Origin of the sequence: Leisingera methylohalidivorans DSM 14336 (genome assembly GCF_000511355.1) — a bacterium.
Lineage (GTDB): Bacteria > Pseudomonadota > Alphaproteobacteria > Rhodobacterales > Rhodobacteraceae > Leisingera > Leisingera methylohalidivorans.
In genome coordinates, this window is sequence record NC_023135.1 from 825,238 (window position 1) to 842,683 (window position 17,446).

Annotated in this window: 18 protein-coding genes and 1 pseudogene; 5 read left to right on the forward strand and 14 right to left on the reverse strand. The window is 64.9% G+C overall.

Going from position 1 to position 17,446, the window contains the following annotated elements; all coding sequences use genetic code 11:
- The 12 genes from METH_RS04135 to METH_RS04180 all read right to left on the reverse strand — a co-directional run bounded on the left by METH_RS04135 (position 1) and on the right by METH_RS04180 (position 11,401).
- Complete coding sequence (locus tag METH_RS04135) at positions 1-996, reverse strand: imelysin family protein (protein ID WP_024089154.1); 996 nt, start codon at positions 994-996, stop codon at positions 1-3.
- Positions 996-2,558, reverse strand: coding sequence for a di-heme oxidoreductase family protein (locus METH_RS04140; RefSeq protein ID WP_024089155.1), 1,563 nt, complete (start codon positions 2,556-2,558; stop codon positions 996-998). The genes METH_RS04135 and METH_RS04140 overlap by 1 nt, the downstream gene beginning before the upstream one ends.
- Positions 2,515-3,003 carry a bacterioferritin gene (gene bfr, locus METH_RS04145; protein ID WP_024089156.1) on the reverse strand — a complete coding sequence of 163 codons (489 nt, stop codon included), beginning with the start codon at positions 3,001-3,003 and terminating at the stop codon, positions 2,515-2,517. The genes METH_RS04140 and bfr overlap by 44 nt, the downstream gene beginning before the upstream one ends.
- Positions 2,951-3,244, reverse strand: coding sequence for a (2Fe-2S)-binding protein (locus METH_RS22990; protein WP_084013758.1), 294 nt, complete (start codon positions 3,242-3,244; stop codon positions 2,951-2,953). Before METH_RS22990 ends, bfr begins: the two co-directional genes overlap by 53 nt.
- Before the next feature lie 188 nt (positions 3,245-3,432).
- On the reverse strand, positions 3,433-4,701 hold the full coding sequence (locus METH_RS04150) for an imelysin family protein (protein ID WP_024089157.1): 1,269 nt from the start codon (positions 4,699-4,701) through the stop codon (positions 3,433-3,435).
- A 28-nt stretch (positions 4,702-4,729) separates the two neighbouring features.
- Positions 4,730-5,209, reverse strand: a complete 480-nt coding sequence (locus tag METH_RS04155; RefSeq protein WP_024089158.1) for a hypothetical protein — start codon at positions 5,207-5,209, stop codon at positions 4,730-4,732.
- Between the two features lie 10 nt (positions 5,210-5,219).
- Positions 5,220-5,390 (reverse strand): hemin uptake protein HemP, encoded by a 171-nt coding sequence (gene hemP, locus METH_RS22995; protein ID WP_024089159.1) that lies wholly within the window; start codon positions 5,388-5,390, stop codon positions 5,220-5,222.
- Positions 5,391-5,759: 369 nt separating this feature from the next.
- Positions 5,760-7,478 carry a methionine--tRNA ligase gene (gene metG / locus METH_RS04160; RefSeq protein WP_024089161.1) on the reverse strand — a complete coding sequence of 573 codons (1,719 nt, stop codon included), beginning with the start codon at positions 7,476-7,478 and terminating at the stop codon, positions 5,760-5,762.
- A gap of 419 nt (positions 7,479-7,897) precedes the next feature.
- Positions 7,898-9,121 (reverse strand): MFS transporter, encoded by a 1,224-nt coding sequence (locus METH_RS04165; RefSeq protein WP_024089162.1) that lies wholly within the window; start codon positions 9,119-9,121, stop codon positions 7,898-7,900.
- 120 nt (positions 9,122-9,241) lie between these two features.
- Positions 9,242-9,847, reverse strand: coding sequence for a YceI family protein (locus METH_RS04170; RefSeq protein WP_044008330.1), 606 nt, complete (start codon positions 9,845-9,847; stop codon positions 9,242-9,244).
- A 287-nt stretch (positions 9,848-10,134) separates the two neighbouring features.
- Entirely contained in the window at positions 10,135-10,902 is a 768-nt protein-coding gene (locus METH_RS04175; RefSeq protein WP_024089164.1) for a hypothetical protein, read from the reverse strand.
- Positions 10,903-10,999: 97 nt separating this feature from the next.
- Positions 11,000-11,401 (reverse strand): rhodanese-like domain-containing protein, encoded by a 402-nt coding sequence (locus tag METH_RS04180; protein ID WP_024089165.1) that lies wholly within the window; start codon positions 11,399-11,401, stop codon positions 11,000-11,002.
- Between the two features lie 120 nt (positions 11,402-11,521).
- Here METH_RS04180 and METH_RS04185 point away from each other — a divergent pair, with 120 nt between their 5' ends.
- Complete coding sequence (locus tag METH_RS04185) at positions 11,522-12,565, forward strand: aldo/keto reductase (RefSeq protein WP_024089166.1); 1,044 nt, start codon at positions 11,522-11,524, stop codon at positions 12,563-12,565.
- Between the two features lie 328 nt (positions 12,566-12,893).
- Positions 12,894-13,804 (forward strand): annotated as a pseudogene (locus METH_RS23000) (transposase).
- A 270-nt stretch (positions 13,805-14,074) separates the two neighbouring features.
- On the opposite strand, the gene METH_RS04195 reads toward METH_RS23000, so the two are convergent.
- Both METH_RS04195 and METH_RS04200 read right to left on the reverse strand, forming a co-directional pair.
- The gene (locus METH_RS04195) at positions 14,075-14,428 is read right to left on the reverse strand and encodes a VOC family protein (protein WP_024089168.1); all 354 of its coding nucleotides are present in this window, start codon (positions 14,426-14,428) and stop codon (positions 14,075-14,077) included.
- On the reverse strand, positions 14,429-15,235 hold the full coding sequence (locus METH_RS04200; RefSeq protein ID WP_024089169.1) for a helix-turn-helix domain-containing protein: 807 nt from the start codon (positions 15,233-15,235) through the stop codon (positions 14,429-14,431). It abuts the gene before it with no gap.
- A gap of 133 nt (positions 15,236-15,368) precedes the next feature.
- Here METH_RS04200 and METH_RS04205 point away from each other — a divergent pair, with 133 nt between their 5' ends.
- The 3 genes from METH_RS04205 (at position 15,369) to METH_RS04215 (ending at position 16,864) form a co-directional block, all read left to right on the forward strand.
- Positions 15,369-15,767 (forward strand): hypothetical protein, encoded by a 399-nt coding sequence (locus tag METH_RS04205; protein ID WP_024089170.1) that lies wholly within the window; start codon positions 15,369-15,371, stop codon positions 15,765-15,767.
- A 250-nt stretch (positions 15,768-16,017) separates the two neighbouring features.
- On the forward strand, positions 16,018-16,362 hold the full coding sequence (locus METH_RS04210; protein WP_024089171.1) for an ArsR/SmtB family transcription factor: 345 nt from the start codon (positions 16,018-16,020) through the stop codon (positions 16,360-16,362).
- Positions 16,352-16,864 carry an SRPBCC family protein gene (locus METH_RS04215; protein WP_024089172.1) on the forward strand — a complete coding sequence of 171 codons (513 nt, stop codon included), beginning with the start codon at positions 16,352-16,354 and terminating at the stop codon, positions 16,862-16,864. Before METH_RS04210 ends, METH_RS04215 begins: the two co-directional genes overlap by 11 nt.
- The last annotated feature ends 582 nt before the right edge of the window (positions 16,865-17,446 follow it).

A 17,446-nucleotide genomic window follows, 5' to 3' on the forward strand; every position in this document is an offset into this window, starting at 1 on the left:
TCAATCGCCGTCCAGGGAATTGAAGCCTGCCTCAACACCCAGGGCCGGGCCCAGTTCCCCGGCCACCAGCGCGCGCAGGTCCTTGATCTCCTGCTGCAGGGATTCGATGCGGAAGCGGCCGGCGGGATCGGCCGCGCCGGCAAAGACGGGGTCGTCGAGGGTCTCGGCCGTTTTGCGGGCTTTGGAAAAACCAGCGGTGATTTTGGTTTGAAGGTCCGCATGGGGGCCCGCCAGAGCCAGCGCCAGCGGTTCCAGCGCGTTCAGGGACAGCAGCACATGGCGCAGGCTGCGGCCGGAGCGGCGGGCCTCGGCGCGGGCCGGGCGGGGCCTGTCATATGTCCCCAGCGGACGCCCCAGGCGCATGTCGTCCAGCACCTGCAGGCCGGTCGAGAGGACTTTGAGCAATTGCTGGGTGATTTCATTTTCGCTTTGATAGCGGCCGGCGGGGCGGCGCATTTCTGCGGCGTAGTTTTCAGTCCAGTCCCGGCTGATTGCGGCGGAGGTGGCGGCAATGTCTGCGCTGATGGCGCGGGTCAGGGCACAGCGGTAGCCTGCGCTGCCGGTGCTGGAAAGCTGCGGATCATACAGCAGGTATTCCAGAGCATAAAAGCCGCGGGCGGCGATGGAGTGGCTGGCGAATTGCGCCGGGTCCGAGATGCCGGGGTCTTCGCTGCGGATCAGACTGGCAAGCGCCTTGGGCGTTTTGCTGCGGCTGTCGGGCCAGAAGGCCAGCGCGAAGGCGCGGCTGTCTGTTTCCGTCGGCCCGAAACGGTAGGGGCTGGCGGCGATCCAGGCGTCGAAGGCGGCGCCGTAGGCTGCGCGCAGGGATCCGGACTGCGGGTTGCAATCCGCCTTTGCCGTCTCCGCCAGTGCCTGCGCCTCCTCTGCAAGCGTCTGGAAGGCCGGGAGGATCAGCTGATCGGTGATGGCGCTGGACAGGTCTGAGGCCGCGGCGGGGGCTGCAGCCACGGCAAGAGCGAAAGCAAGGGCGCGCATCAGAGGCTCTCCAGGAATGAGATCAGGGCAGCACGGTCTTCCGGCGGCAGCTCCACCACCCGGGTTTTGGCTGCTTCCGCCTCGCCGCCGTGCCACAGAACCGCCTCCAGCAGGGTGCGGGCGCGGCCGTCGTGCAAAAAGGTGGCGCGGGGCGAGACTTGCTGCGTCAGGCCAATCCCCCAGAGCGGCGCGGTGCGCCATTCGCGGCCCGTGGCGCGGGCCTCTGGGCGGTGGTCGGCAAGGCCTTCGCCCATGTCATGCAGCAAGAGGTCGGAGTAGGGCCAGATCAGCTGGAAGCTTTGCTCGGGGCGGCCGGCCAGCCGGTGGGTCACATATTTCGGGACGTGGCAGGCGGCGCAGCCGCTGTCATAGAACAGCTGCTTGCCGCGCAGCACATTCGGGTCATCCGCGTTCCGGCGGGCGGGCACGCCCAGGTTGCGGCTGTAGAAGGCGACCAGATCCATGTTGGGCTGGTCGATCTCGGTTTCACGGGAATCACCGCCGCCGTGCGGGGCAGACTGGCAGGCGGTCTGCAGGCCGGTGCATTCGCCGGCGTGGGCTGGGAACAGCGGGGTGGAAATGCCGATATCGCCGGCGAAGGCGCCGGCGGATTGTTCGTGCACTGTCGGCATCCCGGCTTTCAGGCCGAAGCGGCCCAGCATGATCCGGTTGAATTCGCGCGACCAGACAAGGTTGGCACGGCCTGAGATGCCGTCGCCATCCGCGTCCTCCTCATCCGCGTGGGCGAGGATGTCGGCGGCGGGGACGGCCTCCAGCAATCCCAGCCCGATCATCGGCGGCGCGACCCGGGGGGAGAGCATGGCGCCCTTGGCAAGCGGGCCGTAGCCGAGGTTTGCAGCGGTGTAGCCGGGGCGGCGCAAAGTTGCTGTTTCGCCGCCGTTCAGGGCGACTTCGAAGTCCTCGTACGCGACCTGCAGCTTGTATTCCGGCGCGATGCCGGGGGCGGAGAAATCCTGCAGCTGGCTGCCGTAGTTCGGATCGGGCGCGGTGCCGATGTAGTCATGAACCGCCCGCAGCTCTGGCGGCACGGGGCCGGGGATCGAGACGCGCAGGAACATGGTGGCGGACGCATAGTCCGGCTGCTCTGGCACATGGCCGCGGCCGTCCTTCAGGTGGCAGCGCTGGCAGGACCGGGCGTTATAGAGCGGGCCGAGACCGTCAGAGGCCAAGGTGGAAGCAGGCGAAAACACCCAGATCTTCTTGAACAGGCCATTACCCAGTTTGAATTCCAGCTCCTGCTCGAAACTGAGGTTGGCGGAATGCTGCGAGAACGCTTCGTCATCCGGCCGCGCACGCACGGTGGCAGCACCGGCGGGCAGGTCTTCGAACCGTTCGGGTGCAGAGAAATCCGCGGCGGGCGCGGTCACGGCCTCTATCCGGGTGCGTTCGGCGTCGGTGCGGGGAAGGGGGGAGAGGTGCGGCTCGGCCTGGTACTGGCTGGCCAGGTCCAGCGCCGCAACGGGGGTGGCCGCCGCAAATGCGGCAGCCAGAGCCAGTTTAGTCTTCGATCTCGGCCATCTTGGTGGCGTTGAGCTGGGCATAGTTTTCGGCACCGATCCGGTCGTGCAGTTCAAGCTGGGTTTCAAGGAAGTCGATATGGCCTTCTTCGTCCGCCATCAGCTCTTCAAACAGCTTTTGCGTGACGTAGTCCCCCGCTTTGTTGCAGGCTTCGCGGGCTTCCTTGTAAAGCGCGCGGGCGTCCACTTCGGCGGCAAGGTCGCATTCGAGGGTTTCTTTCGGCGTCTGGCCGATCCGCAGCGGGTCAAGCTTCTGCAGGTTCGGGTGGCCGCCGAGGAACAGAATCCTTTCGATCAATTTGTCCGCGTGCTGCATCTCCTCGATGCTTTCCTCGCGGCTTTTTTTGGCCATGCTGCCCAGGCCCCAATCGTCCTGCAGCCGGTAGTGGAGCCAATACTGGCTGACCGCGGTCAGCTCATGGCGCAGCGCTTTGTTGAGATAGTCGATGACCTTGGCGTCGCCCTTCATTACTTTTCTCCCGAATTGATGCTGCGCGTAAATTTGTAAGCTGCGCAGGTACTTCCAGCTTACTGCTGGAACGCATCGTGTCGAGGAAAAGCGGCATGCAGCCGCCGCAATCGGCGGCTTTCCCCAAGGCGTGATAGATCTTGCCCGGAGTGATTATCGTTTCGGGATCGGCATTTCGCATCCAATTGATGGCGGCGCGGATGTCGTGGTCCGATATCTGTGTGCAGTGGCAAACGATCATGCGGTTCGCGTCCTTGCCCGGCGGCCTGAATGGCCAAGTGATTCCGTTGGGAAATATATCCGACAGATTTGCTGGGGTTTCAAGGGTTATCCAGAGTAAAACACTTGGGATTGTGGCGTCAGGCAGCCTCACACCTGCAAGATGGGGCCGCAGAAACCGCGGCCCGCCATTGCCAGGTACCGTGGTTCCTACTGGAAGACTGCAGAGGGGTTGTCGAGGCTGTCGGAGCCTTCGATGGCAACGCCGCCCAGATCCAGGGTGGTTACCACCCGCTCGATCGAGCGGGTCTGGTCGATCAGCCCGTTGACGCCGCCCATCACCAGCGCTTCGCCGGCATTGTTCCCTTGGGCCAGCATCTGGTCATAGGACAGGCCTGCTTCGGCGGCGGTCTTGATGCGGCCAAGTGCGCGCATGGTGGTGGACAGCTTGCTGCGCATCTCGGCGTCCAGACCGGCGTCCTTGGCGGCCACCAGGTCCGACAGCGACGCGCCGGAGACCAGGTCGCCGTTCACCCGGACATATTCGCCCAGATAGACGTTCTGCACACCGAGCCCGTCATAGTAGTGGCTGTTGTGGGTGTTGTCGGAGAAGCAATCATGCTCTTCCTCCGGGTCGTTCAGCATCAGGCCCAGGCGCATCCGCTCCCCCGCCTGTTCGCCATAAGACAGCGAGCCCATGCCGGTCAGCATGGCGGTGATGCCGGCGTTTTCATCAGCCAGCAGCGCAGTGCGGGCGCCGCCCCCGGGCCCCCATTGCGCGGCGATCCACTCCAGGTCGGAGATCAGCAGCCCGGTCGCCGCCTGGAGGTATTCACCGCGGCGGCCGCAGTTGCCGTTGGTGCAGGCATCGCCTGCGGCATAGTCGGTCCAGGGGCGGTCGCCGGCGCCATGTTCGGTGCCGTTCAGGTCCTGGCCCCAGAGCAGGAATTCGATGGCGTGGTAACCGGTGGCCACATTGGCCTCGACACCATCAGCCTCGTGCAGGGCGCCTTCCAGCAGTTCGGGGGTGATCTTGGCGGCGTCGACCGCCTTGCCCGACAGTTCAAAACCGGGGTTGGCGATCACGTTCAGCGCCGCCAGGGGGTTCTCGTCGGTCGGCCCGCCATAGGAGGCGTCCACGTAATCGATCAGGCCCTCGTCCAGCGGCCAGGCGTTCACCTTGCCTTCCCAGTCATCCACGATGGCATTGCCGAACCGGAACACTTCGGACTGCTGATAGGGCACCCGGGCGGCGATCCAGGCGGTGCGCGCAGCTTCCAGGTTTTCAGCCGACGGATCCGCAATCAGCATATCGACGGCGGCTTTCAGCACCTGCGCGGTGGCTAGGCTGTCCTGGTACTTGGCCTCGGCGATATTGGCGTAATTGGTCAGCACGTCTGTCTTGCCGGAGGCAGCGGCGGCGGTGGCGCCAAAGGCGAGACCGGCAAGGGCAGTGCCCGTGAGAAACAGGGATTTCATCAGCTAAGTCCTTAGGTCTGTGTTCAATTCAGTGAAGCGTTGCGGTGTCGGGCCGGGCCGGTTGCAGCGGCGGGCGCGGCCCCATGACCTGTTGCATCAGCAAGCCGCAGTCCGACGCCAGCTGCGTCAGCTCGGAGGCTTTGCGCGGCGTCACAATCAGCGCGGCAAGGATCTGCGCATCGTCCTGCTGCCCCTCGGCCGCGGAGGCCAGCAGGTTGGCAAAGCAGTTTTCATCCGCGCCCAGGCAGTTGCAGGCCATGCCGTGGCGCACCAGCGGGCGGCGGCCATGGGTGGCGCAGAAATTGCAAAGAGAGCCAAAGGCCTCAAACGCGGCCTCTGCCATTTCCGGTCCGAAGTTCACCTCGAAGTCCAGGCGCATCTGCTCGCGGGTCTCGGCGCCGGAAAACCAGTGCCGCAAGTAGATCACCGCGCCGGCTTCCAGCGGCGGCAGTTCGGAGAGGGTGCCGACGGTCACGCCGCCGCGGGGCGAGGAATGCGCAGTGCTCATGCCGGTCTGCTCACTTGGTCAGGATCAGCTTGCCCGCGCGGGTGATGCGCAGCGAATAGATCTGCCCGTTCAGCAGAATGCGGGCCTGCGCACCGCCGCGGGTCAGATCCTCGGCGTGGTAGGTGGGGAAAACTTCGGTAGTTGCGGTGGTCGGCACCGGCTTGGAGGCAATCTGGTTCATATCTTTCGCCCATTGCTAAATTCCGCCCTGTCCAGAAGCCATTCCAGACAAAAACCGGACAGAGCGCCGGACGGCGCAAAGACCTGCGGCCAAAATTGGCGCATGTCCTCGGGCTCCAGCTCTTGGGTCTGCAGGCCGCGGGGGCGGCTGTCTCTGGTCGGCATGGGGGCGATCTCGGTTGATTACAGGTCGCTCGGGCTCGCCTGATCCGAGTCAGGCTGGCTGGAATGCCGTATTCCTGATTTATTTAGTCACCTATGTCAATCCGAGTTTTTTAGTAGGGAATAATTTTTACGGTGGCAGCAGAGTTTAGGTGAAACGCAAAAGGCCGCCCAATGGGCGGCCTTTCAGAATTCCGTGTGTGCGGTCCTAGGCGCGGGTGCCGGAGAAACGCGCCTGCCAGTCCTCGCGCTGCTCATCGGTGATCTTGGCGAACAGTACTTCGGGCACGGTGAAGCTGTGGCCCGCGGGCAGCGCCGACAGGGCCGCCGCCGCATCTTCGGGCCAGCTGCGGTCGTCCGAATTCATCGCCGCCATCAGCGTGTCCGCGGCCTGCGGGATGAAGGGCGCCGAGAGCACCGCATAGAGGCGGATCAGGTTCAGGCCCAGACGCACCTGCGCCGCGGCGCGGTCAGGGTCCTGCTTGAACACCGACCAGGGCGCGGCGGATTGCAGGTATTCATTGCCGGCCACCCAGATCGCCCGCAGCTCCTGCGCCGATTTGCGGACCTCCATCGCCTCCATATGGCCCTCATAGGCGCGGATACGGGTGGTCAGCTCTGCGATCAGCGCCTGTTCCTGTTCGCCGTACGCGCCGGCCGCGGGCACTTCCTCGCCGAACTTGGAGCGGCAGAACTTGGTGATGCGGGACACAAAATTGCCCAGCACATCCGCCAGATCCTTGTTCACCGACTGCTGGAAGTTCTCCCAGGTGAACTCGGAATCGCTGCTTTCCGGGGCATGGCTCAGCAGCCACCAGCGCCAGTAATCCGCCGGCAGGATTTCCAGTGCCTGGTCCATGAACACGCCGCGGCCCTGGCTGGTCGAGAACTGGCCGCCGTCATAGTTCAGGTAGTTGAACGACTTCAGGTGGTCGACCATTTTCCACGGCTCGCCCGAACCCAGAATCGTGGCCGGGAACGACAGGGTGTGGAAGGGGACGTTGTCCTTGCCCATGAACTGGACGTATTTGACGTCCTCCGCGCCCTTGTCGGTGCGCCACCAGCGCTGCCAGTCGGCGTCTGTCTTGCCATTGGCCTCGGCCCATTCGCCGGCGCAGGCGATGTATTCGATCGGCGCGTCGAACCAGACGTAGAACACCTTGCCTTCCATGCCGGGCCAGTCCGCGCCGCCCTTTTTGACCGGCACGCCCCAGTCCAGATCGCGGGTGATGCCGCGGTCCTGCAACCCGTCGCCGTCGTGCAGCCACTTCTTGGCGATCGAGGTGGTCAGGACCGGCCAGTCCTTTTTGCTGTCGATCCAGGCGTCCAGATCATCTTTCAGCTGCGACTGGCACAGGTAGAGGTGCTTGGTCTCGCGCACTTCCAGGTCGGTGGAACCGGAGACAGCGGAGCGCGGGTTGATCAGGTCGGTCGGGTCCAGCTGCTTGGTGCACTCCTCGCATTGGTCGCCGCGGGCGCGTTCATAGCCGCAGTTGGGGCAGGTGCCCTCGATATAGCGGTCGGGCAGGAAGCGGCCGTCGGCATTGGAATAGACCTGCTTTTCGGTCACTTCGCGGATCAGCCCGGCCTCGGCCAGCTTGCCTGCGAAATGCTGGGTCAGCGTGTGGTTCTGCGGGCTGGAGGACCGGCCGAAATGGTCGAACGACAGGGCAAAGCCCTTGGCGATTTCCGACTGGACGGCGTGCATTTCAGCGCAGTATTCCGCCACCGGCTTGTCCGCCTTGGCGGCGGCCAGCTCAGCCGGGGTGCCGTGTTCGTCGGTGGCGCAGAGGAACAGCACCTCGTTGCCGCGTCCGCGCTGGAACCGGGCGTAAAGGTCGGCCGGCAGCTGCGAGCCCACCAGGTTGCCCAGATGCTTGATCCCGTTGATGTAGGGAATCGCGGAAGTGATCAGAATGCGTGCCATGCTATCCATCCAGGTAATGTGTCAAAGGCCCGTCTACCGCATGGCGCAGGCGGCGGAAACCCCGGCTGCGGATTTCCCTGAAAATTGGAGATACAGGGCCGGACCCGGCTTGACCTGAACCGCGGGCTGGCGCGCGCGATGATAGCGGAAACCTGTTGTAAGCCTTTGAAAGATCACGGGGCGTTGCCATTCGGATGGCCTGCCGGTGTAAGCAGTCTGGGGCCGGCCATGGCTGTTTGGCTTTCTGCCCGATGGTGATTGCGCGCCGTTCACCCTCGCCGCCGCCCTTGCCGTGGCGGGCGGATTGGCGGTGCCGGAGCTCGCAGCGCTTTTGCAAGCGTAAACAGATCCTTAAAGGGTCAGATCTGCTGTCCGAATGTTTCGCGCGCGAAACATTCGGACAGGGTTACTGACCTGTTTCACTGCTTCTCGCGAGACCGTTTCAGAAGGCGGCCGATGGTAAAAGAGGTGCGCGGCGCATAGACATAGCTGGTGCGTTCTTCGGGGGTCGGGCGCACTTTCATCCGGCTGAGACCAAATGCAATGAGCAGCACATGGCCGCAGGCCACATAGGCAAACAGGGCAGGCGGCCCGTAAAAGCTGATCAGCGCTGAGGAGACATAGGGGCTGGCGATGGCGCCCAGGGCAAAGAAGAACATCAGCGCTGCTGCCAGTTCAACCCGCTCTTCTGATGTTGCAAAGTCGTTGGCGTGCGCAGCGGAGACCGAGAAGATCGGGAAGGTGGTGAAGCCGAAGAACGCCGCCGTAAGCATAACTCCCAGGGTGCCGGTGCCGCTGGCGGCCATGGTGACAGCGCAGCTGAAGATGGCCGCAACGGAAAGCCAGATCAGCACCCAGCGGCGGTCGTATTTGTCGGCCAGCCAGCCCATCGGGTATTGCGCCAGCGCCCCGCCCAGCACGAAGGAGGCAAGGAAAAAGGCGATCTGGCCGATTTCCAGCCCGACCTCCTGACCATAGACCGGGCCGACCATGCGGAACGAAGCGGAGCTGAGCGCGGCGACGATCACCCCGGCCACCGCCAGCGGCGAACAGCGCCAGGCCAGCTTGGGGCGCAGGCGCGGCGCATCCGGGGTTTCCGGCTGGCTCGCCTTGGTCAGGGTCAGCGGCAGCAGCGCCGCACAGCACAGCAGCGCCAACAGGTTGTAGGAGACATAGGCGGCCGGCGGCAGCACCGCGATGATCAGCTGCGCTGCCAGCGAGGCGCTCATATCGGCAATCCGGTAAGTGCCCATGGCGCGGCCGCGGTTTTCATTGGTGACCTTGGTGTTGAGCCAGGCCTCGATCACCGTATAGGCGCCGGCCACGCAGAGGCCGGAGGCAATCCGCATCGCCGCCCAGGCATAGGGGTTTTCCGTCAGCGTATGGCCCAACAGCCCCATCGCCCCCAGCGCGGTGCAGACCGCAAAGGCGCGGGAATGGCCGACATTGCCCATCAGCCGCGGCGCCCACCAGCAGCCGATGAAGAAGCCAAAGAAATGCGCCGAGCCGAGGAGGCCGATCTGCTCTTTGCTGAAGTTCAGCGTCAAGCCCGAAATGGCATCCAGCGGGCCGACGCCGCCGGTCGAGAGCTGCAGCAGGATGACAGAAAAGAAGAGGGCGGCAAAGGAGATGATCAGGCGCATAATTCTGCGACCATGACAGGCTGCGGCGGCATTGCCAGCCGGTTTCCGTCATGGCTGTGTCGTATTTTTGCGCGGCGGTGTTTTTCGGCACCGGGCGCGGCCCGGGGCTTTGCCCGGGGTTCAGGCCGCCTGGCGGATGCGGGCCCTGATGGCGAGGGTGACCCGGTCGGCAACCAGATCCGGATAGCCGGCGGCCCCGAAGGCCGCACGGCTGAGACTGCCGTTGAGATGCACATCCAGCTCGCGCAGGTCATCCGCCGCGGTGCCGGGGCGGCGGTAGAGCGCGGCATGCAAGGTAAGCGGCCGGGTGGTGCCGCGCAGGGTGAGGACGCCGTGAATCCGCGCGCCGCCCGAAAGCCGCCCGTCAGGCCCGAGGCGGACGCGGGTGGAACGGAAGCGGATCTCCGGGAACCGCGCAGTGTCGAGCACGCCGGGGCTTTTCAGCGCCTCGGTGGCAAAGATCAGCCCGGTCCGGGCCCGGGTTGCGTCAAGCGTGATATCGGCCTGGCTGCGGGTCAGGTTCTGCGGATCGATGCGGATGCGGGCGGCGCGGACCGGGATCCGCCCATGCTGCGGCCGGCCGCTGAGGCGGAAGGTAAAGCGCACTTCGGTCGCGTCCGGTATGAGGCGGTAAGGCAGGGGCGCTGCGGGCAGCCTCTGCGCGGCCAGCAGGCTGGCGGCAAGGCAGGCGGTCAGAGCCCGCCGGTGCATCCTGTGGTCGCTCATGGGGGGCTTCTTCTCCGGTTGCAGGGCGGTTTCGCAGGCTGGTTTTACAGGGCGCTTTTACAGGGCGCCTCTGATGCCGCGCCCTGATCTTAGACGGATTTTCCGCCGCAGGCTGCTCACTTTCGCGGGGGCGCTTGTGAGGCGGCGGCGGGCTCCCGCCAGGCGCCGGCTTTTGGCAAAGCCTCTGCCTGTTGGGCCCGGCACCGGGCGCAGCCCGGTGCCGGGCCCAAGGCCGCTAAGGCGGTGCCGGCGCAGCCAGGTCCGCCTGCGGGCGCGGGAGGGCATCGTCAAGACGGGAGGGCTGGTTCCGGCTGCTCCCGGAATGGGGGCGGGGCTATGCCGCGGGGCTCAGGGCAGGGCGGAGCGGGCCGGAGCGGGGCAGATTGGTGCGGGCAGCCGCCGGCGGCCCGGGTGATCTGCCAGCTGCAAGGCGGCAGGGTGCGGGCGCGCAGGCGTTTCAAGGTCCAGCAGTTCCGGGTCTTCGCGGTGCTATCGCTGGCCGGACCGGCCGGGGGCCTGTGTGCCGGCCGGGCATGGGGCAAGGGATCAGGCAACGGGGTATGGGCAGGGGCCAGGTGCCAGCGGCTTTCGATGCCCTGGGCGCCGCCTGTGCCGGGGGTCAGCAGCAGGCCCAGCGGCGCCGGACCGAAGCGTCCGCCGGCCGCTGCCGCCAGATGCAGCCGCCGCACCGGGGTCATGGCGGGCGGCTCAGCCAGTTCTGCCACCACCAGCGCCGCCGCGCCGCTGCGCAAAGCTTCCTCCATGGCCCAAAGCTGATCCTCGGTCCGGGGGGGCTGCACGAACAGGAACCGGGCGGGGCTGGCAAATTCCGCCATCCCGTCCGGGTTCAGCTGCTTGCCGCCCTGCGCCGGGGACAGCCACAGGACCGGCCCCGGCGCGATCTCCAGCGCGGCGGCGGCCAGCCACAGCGCAAAACTGTGGCGGGCGGGGCCGCAGGCCTCGTGCACGCGGCCATGCTCCAGCGCAACCCCCTCCATCACGGACAGGGCCGGACGGGATCTGTGGCGGCGGCGGCTGAGCAGGTGAGTCGGCATGCAGTCAGATTAGCATGTTCGCTCTTTGTTCTCAACCGCGCACTGCTGCGGACCTGCGCCGCTGGACAGGCGCCGCGCGATGCGCGGGCGGCGGATCTCAGCCCTCGCGGGGGACAACCGGGCCGCCCTGTTTGGCCCATTCGGTAAACCCGCCCTCCAGATGCACCACCGGCTTCAGCCCCATTTCCAGCGCCGCCTTGGCGCTGAGGGCAGAACGCCAGGCGCTAGCGCAGTAGAACACGTAGGTTTTGTCCTGATTGAACACCGGCTTGTGATAGGGGCTGTCCGGGTCGATCCAGAATTCCAGCATGCCGCGCGGGCAGGAGAAGGCGCCGGGGATCATGCCGCTGCGCTGCAGTTCGCGGATGTCGCGCAGGTCGATGAAGACGTACTCCTCATCCAGAACTTTCTGTTTGGCCGCCTCGACAGATATGGTTTCGACGAGGCTGTTTGCCTCGGCCAGCAGCGCCTTGACGCCCTTGGTGATGGTCTGCGGCATCGGGTATCCTTTCCTTAAGCTGAGCAGAGGCTGGCCGGTTTGCCGTGCATGTGCAAGCGGCTTGCACTTCCCGGATGAGCCCTTAGGGTCGCAGCCAAATCCAGGACAGGGGAACGCAGCATGAAACTCAATCCATTGGGACGCACCGGCATGATGGTGTCGGAGCTGTGCCTGGGCACGATGACATTCGGCACCCAAACCGCGGAGGCCGAGGCCCATGCGCAGATCGACCTCGCGCTGGAGGGCGGCGTGAACTTTGTCGATACCGCCGAGATGTATCCGGTGAACCCGGTGAGTGCCGAAACCCTGGGCAACAGTGAGCGGATCATCGGCACCTGGAATGCGCAGACGGGGCGGCGGGGCGAGTACATTCTGGCCACCAAGCATTCCGGCGCGGGGATGCGGCATGTGCGGGACGGGGCGCCGATCTCTTCCAGGACCATCGCACCAACCATCGAGGAGTCATTGAAGCGGCTGCAGACCGATTACATCGACCTCTACCAATTCCACTGGCCGAACCGGGGCAGCTACATGTTCCGGCAGAACTGGAGCTATGATCCGTCCTCCCAGAACCGGGCGGAGACGCTGGCCAATATGGAGGATTGCCTGGAGGCGCTGCAGCGCGAGGTGGAGCGCGGCACCATCCGCGCCTTTGGCCTGTCGAACGAAAGCGCCTGGGGCACCGCGCAATGGCTGCGGATTGCGGAGGCGCGCGGCGGGCCGCGGGTGGCTTCGATCCAGAACGAATATTCGCTGGTGTGCCGGATGTATGACACCGACCTGGCGGAATTGAGCGTTAACGAGGACGTCGGCCTGCTGGCGTTCTCGCCGCTGGGCACCGGGCTGCTGACCGGCAAGTATCAGGACGGGGCGGTGCCGGAGGGCTCGCGCAAGTCGATCAATCCCGAGCTGGGCGGGCGCCATTCGCCGCGGGTCTACGATGCCGTGGCGGCCTATCTTGCGATTGCTGAGCGGCATGGGCTGGACCCGGTGCATATGGCGCTGGCCTGGTGCCGCACACGGCCGTTCATGGCCTCGGCAATCTTTGGCGCCACTCATCTGCCGCAGCTGGAGCATGTGCTGAAATCGGTGGAGCTGGAGCTGAGCCAGAAGGTGCTGGAGGAGATCAACGCAGCACACCGGATGCATCCGATGCCGTATTGAGGTGAGGGCGGGGAAGGCCGGGAACTCCCGCCCGTCCTGCTGGCATTGACATGCCCTTGGCCGGTTGGGCCGGGCGCTGCTGCGCAGCGCGGACAAAGATGCTGAGATGCGCTTCAGGGGCGGGTCTGCCCTGAAGCGCCTTGCTGAGGGTATTTTAGAATTCCGCGTCAAGGGTGAACGGTGCTGCCGCACCGCCGCCGCGCGGCCCTAGACCCGCGGCACGGCGGCGGGCCTGTGCGCTTGCCCTAACAGGCTGCTGAAGAAGTCGGGGCTCGACGCGGTCTGAGGACCATGATTCACCCTCAGCAGAACTTCGGCAGGGGGGATGATGCGCGGGACGGACGAAGCGAGCGGATCGCTTTTCAGCTATGCCGGTCTGGAAGAGCGCATCCCCGCGCGGCACCCGCTCCGTAAGATCAGGCAGGTGGTGAATGACGCTCTGGCCAGCCTGGATGCCGGGTTCGAGGCGCTCTACACCGATTCCGGCCGCCCCTCGATCGCGCCGGAGCGGCCGATCTGTCACCGGCTGGGCATTGCGCAGCAATGTCCCGAGAGGGGACGGCCGCTTCCCGGCCGATAGCACGCTCATCAAGGCCTGGGCGCGGATGAAGAGTTTCCAGCCGAAGGCGGCGGGCTCGCCGCCCTGCGATGATGGGCCGGATGACCCGCCCGCGACATCCATGGCCCCGGCTGCACAGCCTGCCCAGAATTAACCCGAGACCGCTCCAATACCCCGCTCCACGCGCCGCAGTCGCAATGCCGAGGCCAGCTTCAAGGGCGAGACGCGTTCGCATGCGACCCTTGCTTCGGTCACCGGCCCGCCCACCCGGCAGCATGCTGCGCATGCGCCTGCCGGGCAATGGACGGCCGCGCCGAACGCCCGGCCGCGCTGGATATGCTGCACCGTCACTCCCCGGATCTACCCGGCAGCTGACCTTGGGGGGCGGCAAGGGATATGATGCGGCCGAATTCGTCGCGGATCTCCGCCAGCCCTGCGTCACTCCGCACGCCGCCAGGAAAGCGGCGCATTCAGCAGTCGACGGGCGCACAACCCGGCACAAAGGCTATGCCCTGCCCCAGAAGCACCGCAAGCGGATCGAAGAAGCCTTCGGCCGGGCCAAGACCGTCGGCGGCCTGTCCCAGACCGTCTATCGCGGCCTCAAGCGGGTGCGGTCCCGCTGCATCCTGACACTCGCCGCTGGAAATCCTGCCCGGTTGCCCCGGTTTCTGGCGGTATGAGGCTGGATAAGGCCGCCACAGGCCTGCTTCCAGCCGCCCGATCCGGAAGCTCGATGACGGATCATCCCATCGGGGAGAACAGCGTCCCGCTGGCCTGACGAATTCAGCGGCCTGCTAGAATATATCCCTGCCTGATGCCGGTCTGGAACTATTGGGAGCGACGGATCCCGCGCTTTTTGATCCGCGGTTTGAGGCTGAAACCGGGCGCGGCAGCGTGGAGATCTGGTTTCCCGTCTCCTGATTGCACCGCAGCAGGAATGCGGCAGATCCTCAGCCGGGGTGAGCCAGAATATTCAGCAATTTCCCGGCCGGGTCGCGGACATAGAAGCGGCGCACGCCCCAAGGTTCATCCGCGGGGCCGTAAACGATATCGAGACTGAGGCTTTCGGCCCGTGCAAAAACCGCATCCACATCATCGACTTCGACCGACAGATCAGGCACCGGGGTCCCGGACCCGCCGTGGCTCGCGATGCTGATCTGGACAGAGGCGGCGGCGCCCGATGCGAGTGTCACGATCCAGCCGTGGTCCATCACAACGTCCAGATCAAACAGGCGGGTGTAGAAATCCTGCACCTCGGAAATCCGGGCGGCAGGCAGGTTTGCAACAATACGTTTGACCGTCATTCAAGGTCCTTTCTTAGCGATCTTCGCCATCATTGCGGCGGTTTCACGGTCTGCCGGGAAGAAGGCTTCGATGGTGACCTCCGACAGGGTCACATCGACGGCGGTGCCAAATACCGTCGTGGTGCTGAGGAAGGCCAGCGGCCCGGTCCCGCCTTTCAGCCGCAGCGGGACCGCAATGCGGCATTCACCAGCCAGACTGGCGCGGCGGCGCGGGCTACCCGCGGGGGCCGGAAAGGCGGCAATCTCGCCGTGCAGGGCAACAAGCTTGGGATCGGCGGAATGATCAATCTCGCGGGTGAGCCGGGTTAGGATATGGCCGCGCCACTCCGCCAGGTTGAGGATGCGGGGCGCCAGCCCGTCGGGATGCAGGCTCAGGCGCAGCACATTCACCGTGCCCTCCAGAAGATGCGGGGCGGCGCCATCCAGCAAGGAATACACCGCGGCATTGGCCGCCAGAAGCTCCCAATGCCGGTTCACCGCCAGCGCCGGATGCGGCATGTATCCGTCCAGGAGCTGCCGGATGACTGCATTTGCGGCCGTGAGTTCCGGCGCGTCGAGCGGGCGCTGCGGGTAGTGCGGCGCGTGTCCGGCCGCCACCAGGATGGCGTTGCGCTCGCGCAGCGGCACATCCAGATGCTCGGACAGATGCATCACCATATCGCGGCTGGGGCGGGAGCGGCCGGATTCCACAAAGCTCAGGTGGCGCTGGGAAATCCCGGCCCCGGCAGACAGATCAAGCTGGCTCAGCCGCCGATGCTGGCGCCATTGGCGCAGCAATTGGCCGGCGGTTTCCTGCATCACATTCATGGCTGCAACTTATCCGTTCATTTTTTGCCCGGCAATTACCTCCAACGTAATCGACGCCAGAACATCCCTTTGCAAGGATCAGCCCATATCCCGGCCATCCCGGCGGGCATTACCAGAGCCAAGGAACAAACTCATGAGCCATTCCGCTCCGCAATTTCCGCTGCAATCCATCCTGAAGCTTGATGCCGCCGCCTGCGCGGCCATGGGCGGGTTGCTTGTTCTGGGCTCCGGCCCGGTTGCTCAACTGACCCAGATCAGCGCAGCATTCCTGTTCTGGGCAGGTCTTCTGCTCATTCCAGCGGCAGGGTTCATGGCAGCCTGCGCCCGGGCAGACCGCGTCCCGGCCTGGGCGGCCATCGCGGTTGTGGCGGGCAATGCGCTTTGGGTGCTGGCCAGCCTTGCAATGCCGCTGGCCGGGCTGATCGCGCCCAACGGGCTGGGCTGGGCCTTGCTTCTGGTCCAGGCTGCTGCGGTTGCACTGCTGACCGGGCTGGAATGCCGCGCAGCGCAGCACCATCCCGCCGCCGCTTGAATATTCAGCAAGGGGAGGCAAGCCATGACCTGCTATGCTGTTGGCCATCTTCTTTAAAGCGGGCATTCAGAAAGCTATGGCGGCCACAGTTGATGCTGCGTGCTGCACCAATAGCAGCGCTGCGCGGAAATTCCCGAGCGGGCGGTGCCTTTGCCCTTGCAGCGCCGTCGATTCTTGAAGGCGGCTCAGCGGCAGATTGAAGATAGTTATCCATTGACCTAACCGTTTGGCGCGTCATATAGTTAGCCACATGGATAACTGTGTAACGCATCTCGATTCGGTCTTTCACGCCCTTGCGGACCCCACCCGCAGGGCCGTGGTGCAGCGCCTGGTGGAAGGCCCCGCGCCCGTCAAGGAGCTGGCGGCCCCTTTCAAGATGGCGCTGCCCTCCTTCATGAAACATATCAGCGTGCTGGAAGCGGCCGGGCTGATTGCCTCGCAGAAACAGGGCCGCGTGCGCACCTGCACGCTGAAACCCGGCCAATTGGAGGCCGCTGAGAAATGGTTCGGTGAACAACGCGCCATATGGGCCAGCCGCTATGACAATCTCGACAATCTTCTGACTACGCTAAAAGGAGAAACCAATGAAACCTGATCTGCGCTTTGACTTCATTGCCGACATGCAGAAAAGCACGCTGACCGTGCGGCGCGAATTCGACGCCGGGCGGCAACTGGTGTGGGACTGCTACACCAAAGCTGAGCTTCTGGACAAATGGTACGCCCCCAAGCCGTTGACGACAAAGACCCAATCCATGGACTTCCGCGATGGCGGCCACTGGCATTTCGCCATGATCGACCCCGAAGGCACGCATTATTGGAGCCGCACGGATTACGAAACGATCACTCCGATCGAAGCCTATACCGCCTATGACGGCTTCACCGACGAAACCGGCGTTGTGAACCCGGACATGCCGCGCTCGCATATCCATCAGGCCTTTACCGATCTGGACGGGCGCACGATGGTGGAAATGCTGGTTTCCTACAATTCTCCTGAGGATCTGCAAAAAGTCATCGACATGGGCATGGAATCCGGCCTGGCCTCAACACTCGAACGTCTGGACGAATTGCTGGTGTCTCTGGCCGGTGAGGCCGCGTAGAGCAGCTTCGGCGCGATGCGATGGGACCGGTCCGCGCTACTGCGCAATGCGATAAAGGCGGAACGGCTTGGTGGCGGCGCAGCATGTTGGAGGTGATTTGCGCGGTTGATCGGCAGCCCGGCCAAGACTTGCAAATGGCGCGTTCCTGCGCCCCGCGGACGCGTCGGGTTGTCTTGGGCTGCCCCCGCAGCGATGGGCCAGTTCGCTGGCCCTCCGCTCACTAGCAGGGCTTATTCTGGATAGGGCCATGTGAACGGAACACCGGGGCGTGTCCGGTCCTCGTCACGGAAATTGCCTCGGTGCGTGCTCTCAGACCGGGCCGCTCCCATTGTGCTAAACGATCCGGACCGCTCTCAAATAGAACGTCGCAGGTGCCCCAGGCGCCGGGACATCATTATCCCGGGCAATCGCGCCGCCCTTGGCAAGTGCCATGGTCTCCCCGGTAGACATCCGGCTATCACCACCGCAACAGGCCTTGGCACACAAATCCCCATGGACACCGCCCAGATCTCCGCGGTCTCCACCTTGGGAGGATATCCAATTCGGGCCGGCCGGGCAGCAAGCCCAACCTTAACGCCAAGA

Bases quoted from the DNA above. Each gene is read 5' to 3' on its own strand.
- METH_RS04210 (WP_024089171.1), top strand. From the start codon at position 16,018: ATGGATAACTGTGTAACGCATCTCGATTCGGTCTTTCACGCCCTTGCG.
- METH_RS04175 (WP_024089164.1), bottom strand. From the start codon at position 10,902: ATGCCGACTCACCTGCTCAGCCGCCGCCGCCACAGATCCCGTCCGGCC.
- bfr (WP_024089156.1), bottom strand. From the start codon at position 3,003: ATGAAGGGCGACGCCAAGGTCATCGACTATCTCAACAAAGCGCTGCGC.
- METH_RS04150 (WP_024089157.1), bottom strand. From the start codon at position 4,701: ATGAAATCCCTGTTTCTCACGGGCACTGCCCTTGCCGGTCTCGCCTTT.
- metG (WP_024089161.1), bottom strand. From the start codon at position 7,478: ATGGCACGCATTCTGATCACTTCCGCGATTCCCTACATCAACGGGATC.
- hemP (WP_024089159.1), bottom strand. From the start codon at position 5,390: ATGAACCAGATTGCCTCCAAGCCGGTGCCGACCACCGCAACTACCGAA.
- METH_RS04170 (WP_044008330.1), bottom strand. From the start codon at position 9,847: ATGAGCGACCACAGGATGCACCGGCGGGCTCTGACCGCCTGCCTTGCC.
- METH_RS04215 (WP_024089172.1), top strand. From the start codon at position 16,352: ATGAAACCTGATCTGCGCTTTGACTTCATTGCCGACATGCAGAAAAGC.
- METH_RS04140 (WP_024089155.1), bottom strand. From the start codon at position 2,558: ATGCCCAGCTCAACGCCACCAAGATGGCCGAGATCGAAGACTAAACTG.
- METH_RS04200 (WP_024089169.1), bottom strand. From the start codon at position 15,235: ATGAATGTGATGCAGGAAACCGCCGGCCAATTGCTGCGCCAATGGCGC.
- METH_RS04180 (WP_024089165.1), bottom strand. From the start codon at position 11,401: ATGCCGCAGACCATCACCAAGGGCGTCAAGGCGCTGCTGGCCGAGGCA.
- METH_RS22990 (WP_084013758.1), bottom strand. From the start codon at position 3,244: ATGATCGTTTGCCACTGCACACAGATATCGGACCACGACATCCGCGCC.
- METH_RS04185 (WP_024089166.1), top strand. From the start codon at position 11,522: ATGAAACTCAATCCATTGGGACGCACCGGCATGATGGTGTCGGAGCTG.
- METH_RS04205 (WP_024089170.1), top strand. From the start codon at position 15,369: ATGAGCCATTCCGCTCCGCAATTTCCGCTGCAATCCATCCTGAAGCTT.
- METH_RS04155 (WP_024089158.1), bottom strand. From the start codon at position 5,209: ATGAGCACTGCGCATTCCTCGCCCCGCGGCGGCGTGACCGTCGGCACC.
- METH_RS04195 (WP_024089168.1), bottom strand. From the start codon at position 14,428: ATGACGGTCAAACGTATTGTTGCAAACCTGCCTGCCGCCCGGATTTCC.
- METH_RS04165 (WP_024089162.1), bottom strand. From the start codon at position 9,121: ATGCGCCTGATCATCTCCTTTGCCGCCCTCTTCTTTTCTGTCATCCTG.
- METH_RS04135 (WP_024089154.1), bottom strand. From the start codon at position 996: ATGCGCGCCCTTGCTTTCGCTCTTGCCGTGGCTGCAGCCCCCGCCGCG.